The sequence below is a fragment of the Mesorhizobium sp. DxT genome, from assembly GCF_058448885.1.
This window is the reverse complement of the sequence record NZ_JBZFLJ010000006.1, coordinates 257,317-271,638: the sequence shown is the minus strand read 5'-3', so window position 1 is coordinate 271,638 and position 14,322 is coordinate 257,317. Positions and strand designations below refer to the sequence as shown.

The window sequence follows — 14,322 nt, the reverse complement described above, 5'->3', positions numbered from 1 at the left end:
CTAGTCAACACTTGTGTATGAATCGGGTCCTGACTATGGACACATGGCTGGCTTCGCTGCTGTTGCAGAGCGACCGCCTTGGGAGTGAGATGCACAGATGAGACAGACTTGGCGTTGGTTCGGCCCGCGTGACCTCACCTCGGTCGACGACATGCGGCAGGCGGGTGTCGAAGGCGTTGTCAGCGCTCTGCATCACGTTCCAACCGGCGCGGTGTGGACGAAGGACGAGATCGCCAGGCGTCAGGCAGAGATAAGCCGCATGAAGGACGGGTCGCCGTCCGGCCTCGCTTGGGAGGTGGTCGAAAGCCTCCCCGTTTCGGAAGACATCAAGAAACAGAAAGGTGCCTGGCGCGAGCACGTCGCCAACTACAAGACGAGCCTCGAAAACCTTGCCGCACAAGGCCTCGAGACCATCTGTTACAACTTCATGCCCGTGCTCGACTGGACGCGCACCGATCTTGCCTTCCGTGTCGGACATGGCGGAACCTGCATGCGCTTCGATCTCATCGACTTCGCTGCATTCGACATCCATATCCTCAAGCGCAAGGGTGCTGCGGAAGGCTTCGATGCCAAAGTTGTCGAAGCGGCTGCCGAGCGTTTCGCCGGCATGAGCGAGACGCGCAAGATCGAGCTTGCAGCCAATGTGACCGCAGGCCTGCCCGGCTCCACCGAAAGCATGTCGACCGGGGAGGTGCTGCAGCATCTGGACGAATACGCTGCCATCGATGCCGAGCGACTGCGCGCTCATTTCGTCGCCTTCCTTGAGGAAGTGACGCCGGTCGCCGAAAGGCTGGGCATGCGGCTGTGCTGCCACCCGGACGATCCGCCGTTCCCGCTGCTCGGACTGCCGCGCATCATGTCCACGGCCGGCGACTACCGTCTGATCCTCGACGCGGTCGATTCGCCGGCCAGCGGCATGACCTTGTGCTCGGGCTCGCTGGGCGCGCGACCGGACAACGACATGCCTGCGATCATGCGCGAATTCGCGCCGCGCGTGCACTTTCTGCATCTGCGTAACGTCACGCTCGAGACGCCGGGAACGCCGGCTTCCTTCCACGAGGCCGAGCATCTCGGCGGCCACACTGACATGGTGGCGCTGATCGCCGAGGTGTTGAGGGAAGAGGCTCGTCGCAAGGCGGAAGGCCGTACCGACCATCAGATTCCGATGCGGCCCGACCATGGCCAGGACATCGTCGACGACCTTGGCCGCAGGGGCCAGCCCGGCTACCCGACCATAGGCCGATTGAAGGGGCTCGCCGAACTGCGCGGCATCATGGTCGCGCTGTCGCACCCGGTGGCCGGGCTGGCGCAATGACGACGCGCCTTCGCGCAACGTCAATGCCGCTCGCGGGCGTCGCGATGCCGGCCTATGATCCGGAAAGTTGCGGCGCGGGCATCGTGCATATCGGAGTGGGCGCTTTCCACAAGGCGCATCAGGCCGTCTACACCGATACGGCTCTCGGCCTCGCCGGCGGCGACTGGCGGATAGTGGGCGTCAGCCTGCGCAGTGCCGACGTGGCGTCCGCCCTCAATCCGCAGGACGGACGCTATCTCCTCATGGTCCGCGACGAGGCGGGTGACAGCGCGCGCCTCATCTGCAGCATCGCGAATGTTCTCGTCGCGCCGGCCGAACCGGACGCGGTGATCGAGGCCGTTGCATCGCCTGAAACGCGGATCGTGACGCTAACGGTCACGGAAAAAGCCTACGGCATCGATAGAGCGACGGGTGGTGTCGACCTTGCGAACGATGTGATTGCCCACGACCTGAACAACCCGACAACTCCCAAGGGACTGGTAGGCTTCCTGATCGCCGGTCTCAGCCGACGGCGTGAAAGCGAGGCAGGGCCGCTAACCATCCTGTGTTGCGACAATCTTCCCGAGAACGGCCGTTTGGTGCGGCGGATCGTGCTCGACTTCGCCGAACGGGTGGATCCGGCTTTGGCGCAATGGATTGCGGGGACCGTCACTTTCCCCTCTTCGATGGTCGACCGGATTACGCCGGCGACGACGACGCAGACCCTGCAAGACGCTGAGCGGCTGTCGGGGTTCAGCGACATGGCAGCGGTGGAGACCGAACCATTCAGCCAGTGGATCATCGAGGACGATTTCGCTGCAGGCAGGCCCGAATGGGAGGCGGCCGGCGCGCTATTCGTGGAGGACGTCGCACCCTATGAGAAGATGAAGCTGCGGCTGCTCAACGGAACGCACTCCCTGCTTGCCTATGCGGGCTTCCTTGCCGGTCACGAGACAGTCAGCGAAGCCGTCCGCAATGAGGCGCTGCGTGCCATCGCCGAAAGGCAGATGCAGGCCAGTGCAGAGACCCTTCCGCCGGTACCGGGTATCGATCTCGATGCGTACCGCGCCGAGCTTCTTGCACGTTTTGCAAACCGCGCCATTCGTCACCTGACTTACCAGATCGCGATGGATGGTACCGAGAAGCTGCCCCAACGCATCTGTGCGCCGCTCCGCGAAACCCTGGCGGCAAACGGTGATGCCGGCGCATTCGCTTTCGCCGTTGCCGCATGGATGCGCTACTGCCTCGGCTTGACGGATGACGGCCATGGCTACGATCTGCGAGACCCACGGCAGGCGGCTATCGCTGCAAGGCTTGACGGCGTTCCGCGCGAGGCCGGTGCGATTTGCGACGCCTTGATTGCCCTGCAGGATGTATTCCCCACGGAACTGGCCGACGATCCGCGCATGCGTAGCCCGGTGGTCGAGGCGCTATCCACCATGCTTGAGCTGGGCATGGCCGAAGCGATCCGTGTCCATGCGAGGCTGCAGACTGATCGTACGCAGACCTGACACTTCCACCGCTCCAGATTGCGCGGGCAGGTTATATGTTCGATAGAAGCCTGTCGAAGATCAACCTGATGTGCCGAGGGTGCCATGGCGTCGTCAAAGTCCGAAAGGTCCGATCGCCGCCGCTCGCTCGCGATCGGGCTGTTGCGGGCGCGCGAAGCGGTCATGAGCCATTTCAGGCCGATACTCGCCGCCCACGACGTCACCGAGCAGCAATGGCGGGTGATCCGCACCCTGTCCGAAGCCGGCATGCTCGACGCGACGGAAGTGGCCGAAAAGGCCTTCATCCTCGCCCCGAGCCTTACCCGCATGATCCGCTCACTGGAGGAGCGGGGGCTCATCACGAAACACAAGGACGAAAGCGACGGCCGGCGCGTGCTTCTCAAGCTCTCGCCTGCCGGCCATGCACTGATTGACGCTGTGATGCCGGATTCTCGGAGAGTCTATGCGGAAATCGACCAGCGGTTCGGCGCGGCACGCGTCGAGGAACTGCTCGATCTGCTCGACGAACTGGCTGCCCTGAAGCTGGACGGCAGGACAGGCGGCGGCTAGTTTGTCGGGCGTTTCCCGGCCGTCAGGCGAAAAACAGGCTCACGGTACCGTAAGGGCCGAAATCGCCTACGATGGTGTCGCCGTGGCGCGCCTCGATGGGACGGATGAAGGAACCGGCGAGCACGATCTGCCCGGCCTCGATACCATCGCCATATTCCGCCAGCCGATTTGCAAGCCATGCGACGCCTCGGGCCGGCTGGTTGAGGACCCCGGCGCCGAGGCCGGTTTCCTCCACCTCCGCGTTGCGGCTGACGATGGCGCCCATCCATCGCATGTCGATCTGGTCCGGTCGCATCGCGCGGCCACCTGTGACGATGCCGGCATTGGCGGCGTTGTCGGCGATCGTATCGAAGATGGTCCGCGCCTTCTTCGTCTCGGGATCGACGCGCAGAATGCGCGTGTCCAGGATTTCCAGGGCAGGCGTCACGTAGTCCGTGGCGTTCAGCACGTCGAAGGTGGTGACGCCGGGTCCCTTTAGCGGGGCTTTCATGACGAAGGCGATTTCCGCCTCGACGCGCGGCTGGATGAAGCGTTCGGCCGGCACCGTCGCGCCGTTGTCGAAGACCATGTCGTCGAACAGCACGCCGGAATCGGGAACGTCGATGTTCAGCGCATATTGCATGGCCTTGGACGTGAGGCCGATCTTCCAGCCGACCGGCTTGCGTCCGCGCGCCAGCTTCTTCTTCACCCACGCACTCTGGATCGTATAGGCGTCGCTCATCGTGATGCCGGGATGTTTCAGCGATAGCAGGCCGGTCTGCACCCGCGTGCGCTCGGCCTCGTCGAGGCTGGTCGCGGCCGCTTCGATCTCGTCTGGCGTCATCATGGTCGTCAAACCTCGTCGGCGATGGTGTTTCGCAAAAGGCCGATGCCTTCGGCCTCCACCTCGACCACGTCTCCCGGCTTCAGCCAGACGGGCGGATCGAAGCGCGCGCCTGCGCCCGTCGGCGTGCCGCAGACGATCACGTCGCCCGGCACCAGCGTGGTGAAGGTCGAGATGTAGCTGATGATCTTGGCGAAGGAGAAGATCATCCGGCTGGTGCGGTCGCTCTGCCGGACTTCGCCGTTGACCCGGGTTTCGAGCGTGATGTCGGCAAGCTGGCTTTCCTGCGCATAGGGTACCAGCCACGGGCCGATCGAGCCGCTGGCATCGAAGTTCTTGCCCTGCGTGACGTTAAATTTGGCGTGGCGCACCCAGTCGCGGATCGTACCTTCGTTGCATAGCGACAGCGCGGCGATGTGGCCGAGCGCGTCGGTCTGCGCGATGCGCCGTCCGCCCTTGCCGATGACGATGACGATCTCGCCTTCATAGTCGAGCTGGGGGCTTTCCGGTGGGCGGATCAGGGGCCGGTCATGACCGGTAAAAGAACGCGGAAACCGGACGAAGAGCGACGGGTTGGGCGGTGCGTCCTGGCCGTCCTTGTATTCCGCGTTGCGGTCCGGGAAATTCACACCGACGCAAATGATCTTTTCCGGTGCGGGGATCGGGATCTCGAAGGCGATGTCGGCGAGCGCATAATCTGCGGGAAGAATCGCCGCCTTATCCACGAGCTTTGCCAGAGCACCTTCGTCTATCACGTCGCGAAGGCTCGACCAGCGTTCGCCATGGCGCGCGGAAAGATCGACGATGCCGTCGTCTCTGACGAGCCCGTATTTCAGGACACCGCGATGGGAGAAGCCGGCGAGGCGAGGGCGCTCGGTCACGTCGGGCTCCTCGGGGACAGATTGCGGGCAACCTCGACGATCACCTTGAAGGCGTCATCGGCATCGTCGCGCGTCATCTCGAACTGGCCGGCCTGGAAACGGATCGCGATCCGGCCGTCGACGCGCGTCTGTGTCAGGTAGATGCGGCCGTCATCATTGATGGCGTTGACGAGCGCGAGATTGTGGTCGTCGGCATCGTCGGCTGCCTCGTGGCGGAACGAGAACAGCGAAAGCACCGGCTGGGTGACGATCTCGAAATCCGCCTCGGCAGCAAGCCGCGCGGCCAGTGCCTCCGACCATTTCACGTGGTTGCGGATCATGCCGCGCAGGCCCTCGAGCCCGTGATAGCGCAGCAGGAACCAGAGCTTGAGCGCGCGGAAGCGGCGGCCGAGAGGGATCGACCATTCGGAATAGTTGATGATGCCGTCATGGCCGTGCGTCTTGAGGAATTCCGGGTGGATGGCGAGCGTGCGCACCTGATCCTCGGGGCTGCGGATGAACTGCACCGAGCAGTCGAAATTGGCCCCCAGCCATTTGTGAGGGTTGAAGACGATGGAATCGGCCGCCTCGATGCCGTCCCAGAGCGTGCGGAATTCCGGGCAGATCATTGCTGATCCCGCCCAGGCCGCATCGACATGCAGGTAGAGCCCATGTGACCTGACGACTGCTGCGACAGCGCGAATTGGGTCGCAGGCGCCGATCGAGGTGCCGCCTGTGCAGGCGATCACGCCGGCCGGGATATGACCTGCGGCGAGGTCGGCCCGGATGGCCGCGTCGAGCGCTTCCGGGTCCATGCCGTTGAGCGGCCCTTTTGTCGGGATGCGCACGAGGTTCGCCTCGCCGATGCCGGCAATCCAGATGGCGCGGTCGATGGAAGTGTGAACCTGCTCGGAGGCGTAGACGCGCACCGCCTTGTGCGCCGCAAGACCATCGCTGTTGCCTTTCCAGCCGAGCGCCTTTTCGCGCATCACGAGAACGGCTGTAAGCGTGGCGGTGGATGCGGAATCCTGTATGACGCCGGAGAAATCTTTCGGCAGGCCTAGCGCCTGGCGCAGCCAGTCGACGACGCGGGTCTCAAGCTCGGTCGCCGCCGGTGACGTTTGCCACAACATGCATTGGGCGGCGATGGACGTGACGAGATAATCGGCGATCACCGACACCGGCGCCGCGTTGGCCGGGAAATAGGCGAAGAAACGCGGATGCTGCCAATGGGTCAGCCCGTCCGGGATGATGCGCTCGAAATCGGCGAAAATCGCCTCCATGGTGTCGCCCGTTTCCGGAGCCGCATCCGCGATCTGACGGGCGATGTCGCCCGGCTTCGTCTGCGCGCGCACCGGCCGCTCGCGCAGGCCCGCGCGGTAGTCCGCGCCCCAGTCGGCAACCCGTCGCGACCAGTCGCGGAATTCTTCGCTGTCCATACCCTGCTCCCTTTCCGGCACCTCACCGTTTTCGGCGGTTGGCGGCCGATATGCAACGCTCCTCAAGGGGCGACGATCGGCTGCGCCTTCAGTTGCGCTTCCATGACGTCCGTGCCGGCAAAAAGGCTGCCGTTCTCGAACCAGGATTTCGGCGCCGGCGCACCCCACAATGTCTGTCGCTGCGGGTCCTTGAGGTCCCACTTGATCGGCTCGAGATCCGGGTCCACCGTCTGATAGTCCGAGCAGTAAATCTCGATGCGGTGGCCATCGGGGTCGAGGATGTAGAGGAAAAACGCGTTGGAGATGCCATGCCGGCCCGGGCCGCGCTCGATGTTGGAAACCCAGCCGGTCGTCGCCATCAGGTCGAGCAGGTCGATGATGTTGAGCGGCGTCGGCACCCAGAACGCGGTGTGGTGCAGGCGCGGGCCGCGGCCGTTGGTGAAGGCGATGTCGTGCACGCCGCCCTTGCGGTGCGTCCAGGCTGCCCACAGCCGGCCGGTCTCCTCGTCCTCGGTGTACTCCGTCACCCGGAAGCCGATCTCGTTGTAGAAGGCGACGCTTTCGTCGACGTTGGGCGAAAAGCAGTTGAAGTGATCGATGCGCAGCGGCTTCACGCCGCGATAGAGCGCGTATTTCTGGTGGATCGGTGGTAGCCGATCCATCTTCGCATAGAATTCCAGCGGCACACCATGCGGGTCGCGCGTGCGGAATGTGCGGCCCTGATAGGGGCGCTCGACCCATTCCACCGGCAGGTCCTTTTCCCTGAAGAACTGTTCGGCCCTGTCGAGATGGTCCTCGTCGAACACCTTGAAGCCGAGGTCGCGGGCTTCCGCCTTGCCGGATTTCTTCAGCACGATGCAGTGGTGGCCACGCTCCTCCATGGCGCGCAGATAGATCGCTTCCGCCGTCTCGTCCGTGACCTGCAGGCCAAGCGTGTCGACGTAGAATGCGCGCGATTTCGCAAGGTCGGTGACGCCGAATTCCACATGGCTGAGCCGCACGATGTTGAACGGCGGGTAGAGGTTCGGCTGGGGTACGGGCATCGGGTTCCTCCTCCGATCCGCCCCGACAGGCGAGGGCGGTTTCTATCGTGTGCTTGCGCGGTCAGCCGCCGAGTTTCGGGATGGCGTGAGCGCCGGTAGCGAAGGCGACGTTCTTCGTCTCCATGTAGAAGTCGAACGACCAGTCGCCGCCGTCACGGCCGATGCCGGAATTCTTCACGCCGCCGAAGGGCGTCGGGAGGTGTCGCACATTCTCCGAGTTCACCCAGATCATGCCCGCGTCGAGACGATCGGTGAAGCGGAAGGCGCGCGTGACATCGCAAGTCCAGAGATAGCCGGTGAGGCCGTATTGCACGTCGTTGGCAAGCTCCAGCGCTTCGGCCTCGTCTGCAAAGGGGATAGCGGTCAGGACCGGCCCGAAGATTTCCTCCTGCGCGATGCGCATTGTGTTGCTCGCACCGGTAAACAGGGTCGGCGAGACGTAGCATCCGCCGCCGGGGCCATCGAATTTGCAGCCCCCGGCACCGATCGTGGCGCCCTCCTTCCGGCCAATCTCGATATAGTCGAGCACCTTCTTCTCATGCACCGGATGGATCAGCGGCCCGACCACAGTGTCCGGGTCGAGCGGGTGGCCGACCTTGATGCGTTTCGCCTTCTCCGCGACGAGGGCGGTGAAGCGATTATGGATGCTTGCCTCGACCAGCAGGCGCGAGGAGGAGGTGCAGCGCTCGCCGTTGAGCGAATAGATCATGAAAACGGCGGCATCCGCCGCGCGCTCCAGATCGGCATCGGCGAAGACAATGACGGGGTTCTTGCCGCCGAGCTCGAAATGCACGCGCTTCAGCGTGTCGGCCCCCTGCTTCATGATCAGCGAGCCGGTGCGGCTCTCGCCGACAAAGCCGATGGCCCTGATCAGCGGATGTTCGGTGAGAGCCTTGCCGGCGTCTTCGCCGAACCCGTTGACGAGGTTCCATACCCCCTTGGGGAGGCCGGCCTCTTCCGCGATCTCGACCAGAAGGCGCGCGGTCAGCGGCGAAAGCTCGGCCGGCTTGTGCACGACGGTGCAGCCTGCCGCCAGCGCCGGCGCGATCTTCCACGTGGAAAGCATGAAGGGCGTGTTCCACGGCGTGATGATACCGACGGGGCCGATCGGCACGCGCGTCGTCATGTTGACCTGACCTTCCGTGCGCAGCGTCTTGCCGTCGCGGGCTTCCGGCGCACGGTCGGCGAAGAAGCGGAAGTTCTCCGCCCCGCGCAGCGCCGCCTTGGCCATGAAGCGCAGGGATTGCCCAGTATCCATGCATTCGACGAAGGCGATCTCCTCCGCGCGCGCCACGATTGCGTCGGCTATCCTGTGCAGCAGCTTCTTGCGCGTCTCGCCTGGCATCGTCGCCCATTCGGCGAAGGCTGCCTTGGCGGCCTTCGCGGCGCGGTCGATGTCAGCCGCCGTACCCCTTGCAACGGTGGCAAGCGGCTTCAGATCGACGGGGGAGATGGTCTCGAATGTCACTCCATCGGCGGCTGGCAGATCTTCGCCGGCGATGCGATTCATAACGCCATGTTCCCTGAAGCGGGCAAGATAGGCATCTGCCTTCGCGATGTTTTCCTCGAGCTTCGACATGCGGTTTCCTGTCACTTGCCGCGCAGGCGCGGATGAATGGCGTTCTTCTTCCAGCTCAGGTCGGCGTCGATCTCGCGGATTTCGAGCGACAGCGCGAAATGCGGCGTCTCGAAGAACGGACCAAGCAGACTGCTGGCGGTGGCGAAAATCGCCTCTCCGGCGCGCTTCTTCTCGTCAGCGCTGCGACCTTTGCCGATCCGGAAACTGAGGTCGACGAAAGCGTTTTCCGGCAAGCGGTCGGCGATCGCGTAGTGATCGGCGCGCAGCGCCCTGACGCGCACGGCTCCAACCTCGAACAGGCCGGTTTCCAGCACGGTCTCCAGCAGCGCCGCGCAGAGCGCGTCGAGATCGGCACGCCCGTCCAGATTGGCCGAATATTCGATGGTCAGATGCGGCATCGTTCCTCCCCGCGCGCATTCTCATTAACATGTTAAATAATGGCGGCCTTGTCAAGCAAAGCGACCACCGGCACGAGAGTGCAGGTGGTCGCAATGATCTTATACGGGTGTGCCGGTGACCGGCTGTCGTCGCAGGCCAAACAGGCCTAGGCCGTATTCTCGCGGCCGGCGACTGAGCTGTGCCATGGCGTAAGCCACGCGCGGAGCTGTGAGATCAGCGTGTAGAGCGTAAGGCCGATGAGTGTCAGCAGCACGATCACGGCGAACAGACCGGGCACCTGCAGTTCCTGCAACATGGCCACGGCGAGATAGCCGAGCCCCTCATTGCCGCCGATGAATTCGCCGACGATCGCGCCGATCATCGACATCACCACCGCGACCTCGACGCCTGCCAGCACGACAGGCAGCGCCGTCGGCAGGTCGAGCATGGTGAAGCGCTGGATCGGGTTCGCCTGCAGCATGGTGAACACGTCACGGTCGCCCGGCTCCACCGAGCGGAAGGCTACAAGGGCGTTTGAGAAGACCGGGAAGAAGGCGAGCGCGGCGGCGATCACGATCTTCGATTCCAGCCCGAAGCCGAACCACAGGATGAACAGCGGCGCCAGCGCGATCTTGGGGATGAGCTGAAGGCAGACGATGAACGGCTTGAAGGCCCATTCCAGCATCTGGACGCGCGCCATGGCCATGCCCAGCGTGACGCCCAGAAACACGGCGATGAAGAAGCCTGAAACGGCCTCGATCACGGTGACGAGCGCATGGCGCCAAACCGATGCGTCGCTCACGAGATCGACGAAGGCCATGATGATCTGCCACGGCGTCGGGAGGATGAACGCGGACACCTCGGCCGTCTGCACATAGAGCGTCCAGATCAGCAGGAAGGCGATGACCGTGCCGGTCGGCAGCGCGACGCGGATGAGACGATCTGTGCGCATCAATGGCCTCCCGTCAGTGCGGAGCGCAGTCGCACGAGCATGTCCTGAAACGCGGTGGTGCGCTGCAGGTCGAGCGTGCGCGGACGTTCGAACGGCATCTCGATGACCTCGGTGATGCGCGCGGGCCGTGCGGCGAGCACCACCACGCGATCCGAAAGGAACGCGGCCTCGGTGATCGAGTGCGTGACGAGGATGGTCGTCACTCGCGCTTCGGCGCACACCGACATCAGCTCCATGTTGAGCGTGTCGCGGGTCATGGCATCGAGCGCGCCGAAGGGCTCGTCGAGAAGCAGTACCTGCGGCTTGGTGATGAGTGCGCGGGCAAGCGATGCACGCTGGCGCATGCCACCGGACAGGGCCGACGGGCGCATCGTTTCGAAACCCTTGAGGCCGACGGTCTCGCACAGCGCATGCGCGCGCGCTTCCCGCTCGGCCTTCGCCACGCCCTGCAGGCGCAGCGGCAGCGCCACATTCTCCGCGACAGTGAACCACGGGAAGAGCCGCGCTTCCTGGAACATCATCGAAACCGGGCGGGTCGCTTCACCAGACCGCTTCCCGCCTTCCCAGACGGCGCGGCCGCGTACCAGAATCTCGCCCTCGGTCGGCCTCTCGAGACCGGCAATGATGCGCAAAAGCGTGGTCTTGCCGCAACCCGACGGGCCCAGAAGCGAGATGAAATCGCCGCGCTGCATGTCCAGCGTGGCATCTCCTATGGCGCGGACGGCGTTCGCGCCACTGCCGAAGGTCTTGCCGACACCCGCGAGACGGATGTCGGCCTCCGTCTCCATCTTCATGCCTTGAGAGCCTGATCGAGCAGGTCGTTGGTGTAGAGTTCGGTCGCCGGAACCGTCTTGTCGATCAGCTTCGCGCCGGCAAGCAGCTCCACGGCGCGGTCCCACATTTCGGGAATGTTGCGCAGCAGGTTTTCCTCGCCTTTCGAGGCCCAGTTCTCGGCGTTGGCGCGCAGGTCCTTCTGGGCGGTTTCCATGTTCTTGAGGCCGGAGACATCGTGCTTGCCGCCGATCGTCGTAAGGATCGGCGTCAGGTCTTCCGTACCGACGATCTCCTTCGCCGCGCGGTGGGTTGCGCGCAGGAAGGCGACGAACTTTTCGGGGTTCTCCGCCACCTGATCGGGGCGCGCGACATAGACCTGCCCGGGCATGCCGTCATCGATCGGCATCGCCGCGACGTCGTCGCGTGCGGAGCTTGCAATCACCATGGACGATGTATTGCCGAGGAATGCGCCGGCACGGCCGGCTTCGATCAGCGCGAAGGAGGCGGCTGAATCGGCCACCTTCACCTTGTTGACCTTCTCCGGCGATGCGCCGGCATTGGTCATCATCAGGTCGAGCGTACCTTCCATCGAGCCGCCGAGCGTCGCCATGCCCACGGTGCGGCCTTCCAGGTCGGCGATCGTGTTCACCGGGTTCTCAGTGGAGGACAGTACGAAGAAAGGCGACATCTGCGCAATGGTGGCGATCGAGATCAGCGGCGCGTCGTTGTTGACGCGGGAGACGATGTAGTTGGTGCCGCCGGTGCGGCCGGAATCCATCTGCCCGGCAATGGTCATCTGTGCTGCCAGCGCCGCGCCCTTGCCGGCCTGCAGGTTCATCTCCAGCCCCTCGTCGCTGTAGTAGCCGGCGGCGTCGGCATACAGCACCGGCGCAAAGGCCAGGGAGAAGGTGAAGGGGGTAATGAAACTGAACGCGTTCTGCGCTCGCGCTCCGACCGGAAGCGACAGCAAGGCAGCGCTCCCCATTGCGCCCAGCATCAGGCTTCGCCGCGTCAATTCCATCGTTTCGCTCCATGTTCAAATGTGAACCTATTGTTCAATACTAGGCGCAAAATTAGAACTGTTGCAAGTCCAGACCTCGACTGGACATTGCGCAGCCAGGACTTGCGCAATGAAATCCGTGTGTTACCGATCGCAATACGTGCGTGTTTCGCCGGGTGAGAGGCGCGGCCTCACTCGGTTGCGGTACTTTCGGGGAGGCCGCCAAGCAACCGGGTGATGGCGGCGGCCGTACGGAGCACTTCCGTTTTGACCCCGGCTTCGATGTCGTCGACGACACTGCCGGAAGCCGCCCGGGTGACGTTTATCGCGGCGACGATGTTGCCGCTGATGTCGCGGACAGGTGCTGCCACGCTGGCAATCCCCGTTTCGAAACTGCCAATCTGCACCACCGCGTCCGCCTTCCGGTCGCGCCGCCATTGCGCGACCAATTCCGTCAGGCTGCGCGGGGTCTGGCCGGGCGCGTTCTGATAGGTCTCGTCACGATAGAGCCGCAGCAGGCCGTCTTCGTTCAGGTCGGTGAGGAGCACGCGGCCCATGGTGGTGCCGGCGGCCGGAAGCCGGCTGCCGACATGGACGATGCTGGCCAGGCCAAGGTGGCTGGGCACCCGCAGCATGTAGAGAACGAAGCGCCCGTCGCGCACGCCCAGATGCGCCGACCAGTCGGTCGCATCACGCAGCTTCTCGAGCTCCGGCAGTGCGATCTCCACCAGTTCGCGCGTTGCGAGATAGCCATAGCCGAGCCGCAGCACCGCCGGGCCGAGCGTGTAGCGGGCGGTTTGCTGGTCGTGCAGCAGGTAGCCGTGGTGGGCGAGCGTGTAGACGGCGCGAAAGGCAGCCGAGCGGGTGGTGCCCAGGCGGCGGGCGATATCCGAAAGCGTCATCTCGCGCGTCTCGGGCGTGAAAGCCTGCAGCACTTCAAGGCCGCGGATCAGGCCGGGCACGAGATATTTGTCGTCGGACTGTGTGCGAGGGGTGTCGACTTGCGTTTTATCCATAAAACGGCGTCTAGCAGGTGAAACGCCGTCCCGATAGCCTTGTTGCAGTTGAGGAGAAAGGACAGCCCCATGACCATGCACACCACGCCCACCTCCGCGCTGGCACAGGAACTCGCGGCCCATGTCGGCCGCTTCACCGACAAGTCGTTCGACTGGAACGCATTTCCTTCCAACGCAGGCTTCGACGATCTGGCCCGCGCGCAGATGCGCTATATCGGTGCCGGCGGCTCGCCCAAGGTCGGCGACACGACGACGCTCAAGCCGGACCATTTCACCGTGAGCCTGATTTACAAGGAGCCGGGCAAATATGCCGCCTGTCACAGCCACGAGATCGAGGAGAGCTTCCTCATCATCGACGGCGTGCTGGTCGTCGGCTGGGAGAAGGACGGCGAGGTCGTCGAGGTGAAGCTCGGCGCCAGGGACATGATCCTCAACGCCCGTGAGATCGGCCATGGCTTCCGCAACGATGGCGTAACGCCGGTGCTGATGTCGATCTCGGTCGACGTCGGCAAGCCGCTGCCGCCCGTCTATCACTACCATCCGAAGGAGCATCCGGCGGAACTCGCCCGCAGCTTCGGCGCAGCGCCCGGCAAGACGCTGCCCTTCGACCGCAATGGCAGCCACCCGCTGCAGAAACTGATGGCGAAGTATGTGGTGCGCCACAGCGAACTGCCGACCGTCTGGGAGAAGGCGGGCTTTACCCGCAAAATCTATGTCGGCAAGGGCGGCATCGAGGACGACACCTGCCGCAAGGAGATGCTCGGCATCCCGTCGCAGGTGGGCATCAAGCCGATCGTGCGCGACGTGGAAGACGCCTACCTCGTCCTCGAAGGCTCGCTGACGGTGGGCTGGGAAGAGAATGGCGAGAAGGTCGAGCTCGAACTCGGGCCGCGTGACCTGGTCAAGACCCCGGCGGGCCGCAAGCACTGGTTCCGCAACAACTCCGCCGCCCACGCGACCGTCTGGTCGGTCATCGGTTCGGCGGAAGAGGACAGCATCATCTACGAAGCTGCCTGAGACATACGGTCTTCGATCTGAACCTGCGCCCCGGCCAGAGCCGGGGCGACAGACCGGGCTGCGCATGCCCGCCTCTTGCCGCGGCCC

Annotated in this window: 14 protein-coding genes; 4 read left to right on the top strand and 10 right to left on the bottom strand. The window is 64.2% G+C overall.

The window, feature by feature from the left end; all coding sequences use genetic code 11:
* Positions 1–97: 97 nt before the first annotated feature.
* The 3 genes from uxuA to hpaR all read left to right on the top strand — a co-directional run bounded on the left by uxuA (position 98) and on the right by hpaR (position 3,354).
* Positions 98–1,315, top strand: a complete 1,218-nt coding sequence (gene uxuA / locus ACVJNE_RS13835; protein ID WP_499566404.1) for a mannonate dehydratase — start codon at positions 98–100, stop codon at positions 1,313–1,315.
* Positions 1,312–2,805, top strand: a complete 1,494-nt coding sequence (locus ACVJNE_RS13830; RefSeq protein WP_499566402.1) for a mannitol dehydrogenase family protein — start codon at positions 1,312–1,314, stop codon at positions 2,803–2,805. Before uxuA ends, ACVJNE_RS13830 begins: the two co-directional genes overlap by 4 nt.
* 84 nt (positions 2,806–2,889) lie before the next feature.
* Positions 2,890–3,354: a homoprotocatechuate degradation operon regulator HpaR gene (gene hpaR, locus ACVJNE_RS13825; protein WP_499566400.1), complete on the top strand. Its 465-nt coding sequence runs from the start codon at positions 2,890–2,892 to the stop codon at positions 3,352–3,354.
* A gap of 22 nt (positions 3,355–3,376) precedes the next feature.
* On the opposite strand, the gene hpaH is transcribed toward hpaR, so the two are convergent.
* From hpaH to ACVJNE_RS13775, 10 genes are all read right to left on the bottom strand, one after another.
* Positions 3,377–4,180: a 2-oxo-hept-4-ene-1,7-dioate hydratase gene (hpaH, locus tag ACVJNE_RS13820; protein ID WP_499566398.1), complete on the bottom strand. Its 804-nt coding sequence runs from the start codon at positions 4,178–4,180 to the stop codon at positions 3,377–3,379.
* 5 nt (positions 4,181–4,185) lie between these two features.
* Positions 4,186–5,058 carry a fumarylacetoacetate hydrolase family protein gene (locus ACVJNE_RS13815; protein ID WP_499566396.1) on the bottom strand — a complete coding sequence of 291 codons (873 nt, stop codon included), beginning with the start codon at positions 5,056–5,058 and terminating at the stop codon, positions 4,186–4,188.
* Complete coding sequence (locus tag ACVJNE_RS13810; RefSeq protein WP_499566394.1) at positions 5,055–6,476, bottom strand: pyridoxal phosphate-dependent decarboxylase family protein; 1,422 nt, start codon at positions 6,474–6,476, stop codon at positions 5,055–5,057. Before ACVJNE_RS13810 ends, ACVJNE_RS13815 begins: the two co-directional genes overlap by 4 nt.
* Positions 6,477–6,538: 62 nt before the next feature.
* Positions 6,539–7,519, bottom strand: a complete 981-nt coding sequence (hpaD, locus tag ACVJNE_RS13805; protein ID WP_499566392.1) for a 3,4-dihydroxyphenylacetate 2,3-dioxygenase — start codon at positions 7,517–7,519, stop codon at positions 6,539–6,541.
* Positions 7,520–7,580: 61 nt separating this feature from the next.
* A complete protein-coding gene (gene hpaE, locus ACVJNE_RS13800) occupies positions 7,581–9,098 on the bottom strand; it encodes a 5-carboxymethyl-2-hydroxymuconate semialdehyde dehydrogenase (RefSeq protein WP_499566390.1) in 1,518 nt (505 codons plus the stop codon).
* Between the two features lie 11 nt (positions 9,099–9,109).
* The gene (locus tag ACVJNE_RS13795; RefSeq protein WP_499566388.1) at positions 9,110–9,496 is read right to left on the bottom strand and encodes a 5-carboxymethyl-2-hydroxymuconate Delta-isomerase; all 387 of its coding nucleotides are present in this window, start codon (positions 9,494–9,496) and stop codon (positions 9,110–9,112) included.
* 146 nt (positions 9,497–9,642) lie between these two features.
* Positions 9,643–10,428, bottom strand: a complete 786-nt coding sequence (locus ACVJNE_RS13790) for an ABC transporter permease (RefSeq protein ID WP_499566386.1) — start codon at positions 10,426–10,428, stop codon at positions 9,643–9,645.
* Positions 10,428–11,222, bottom strand: a complete 795-nt coding sequence (locus ACVJNE_RS13785; RefSeq protein WP_499566384.1) for an ABC transporter ATP-binding protein — start codon at positions 11,220–11,222, stop codon at positions 10,428–10,430. Before ACVJNE_RS13785 ends, ACVJNE_RS13790 begins: the two co-directional genes overlap by 1 nt.
* Positions 11,219–12,223 carry an ABC transporter substrate-binding protein gene (locus ACVJNE_RS13780; RefSeq protein WP_499566383.1) on the bottom strand — a complete coding sequence of 335 codons (1,005 nt, stop codon included), beginning with the start codon at positions 12,221–12,223 and terminating at the stop codon, positions 11,219–11,221. The genes ACVJNE_RS13785 and ACVJNE_RS13780 overlap by 4 nt, the downstream gene beginning before the upstream one ends.
* A 170-nt stretch (positions 12,224–12,393) precedes the next feature.
* Entirely contained in the window at positions 12,394–13,218 is an 825-nt protein-coding gene (locus tag ACVJNE_RS13775; protein WP_499566381.1) for an IclR family transcriptional regulator, read from the bottom strand.
* Positions 13,219–13,287: 69 nt separating this feature from the next.
* On the opposite strand from ACVJNE_RS13775, the gene ACVJNE_RS13770 reads away from it, so the two are divergent.
* Complete coding sequence (locus ACVJNE_RS13770) at positions 13,288–14,235, top strand: cupin domain-containing protein (protein WP_499566379.1); 948 nt, start codon at positions 13,288–13,290, stop codon at positions 14,233–14,235.
* Positions 14,236–14,322 lie beyond the last annotated feature (87 nt).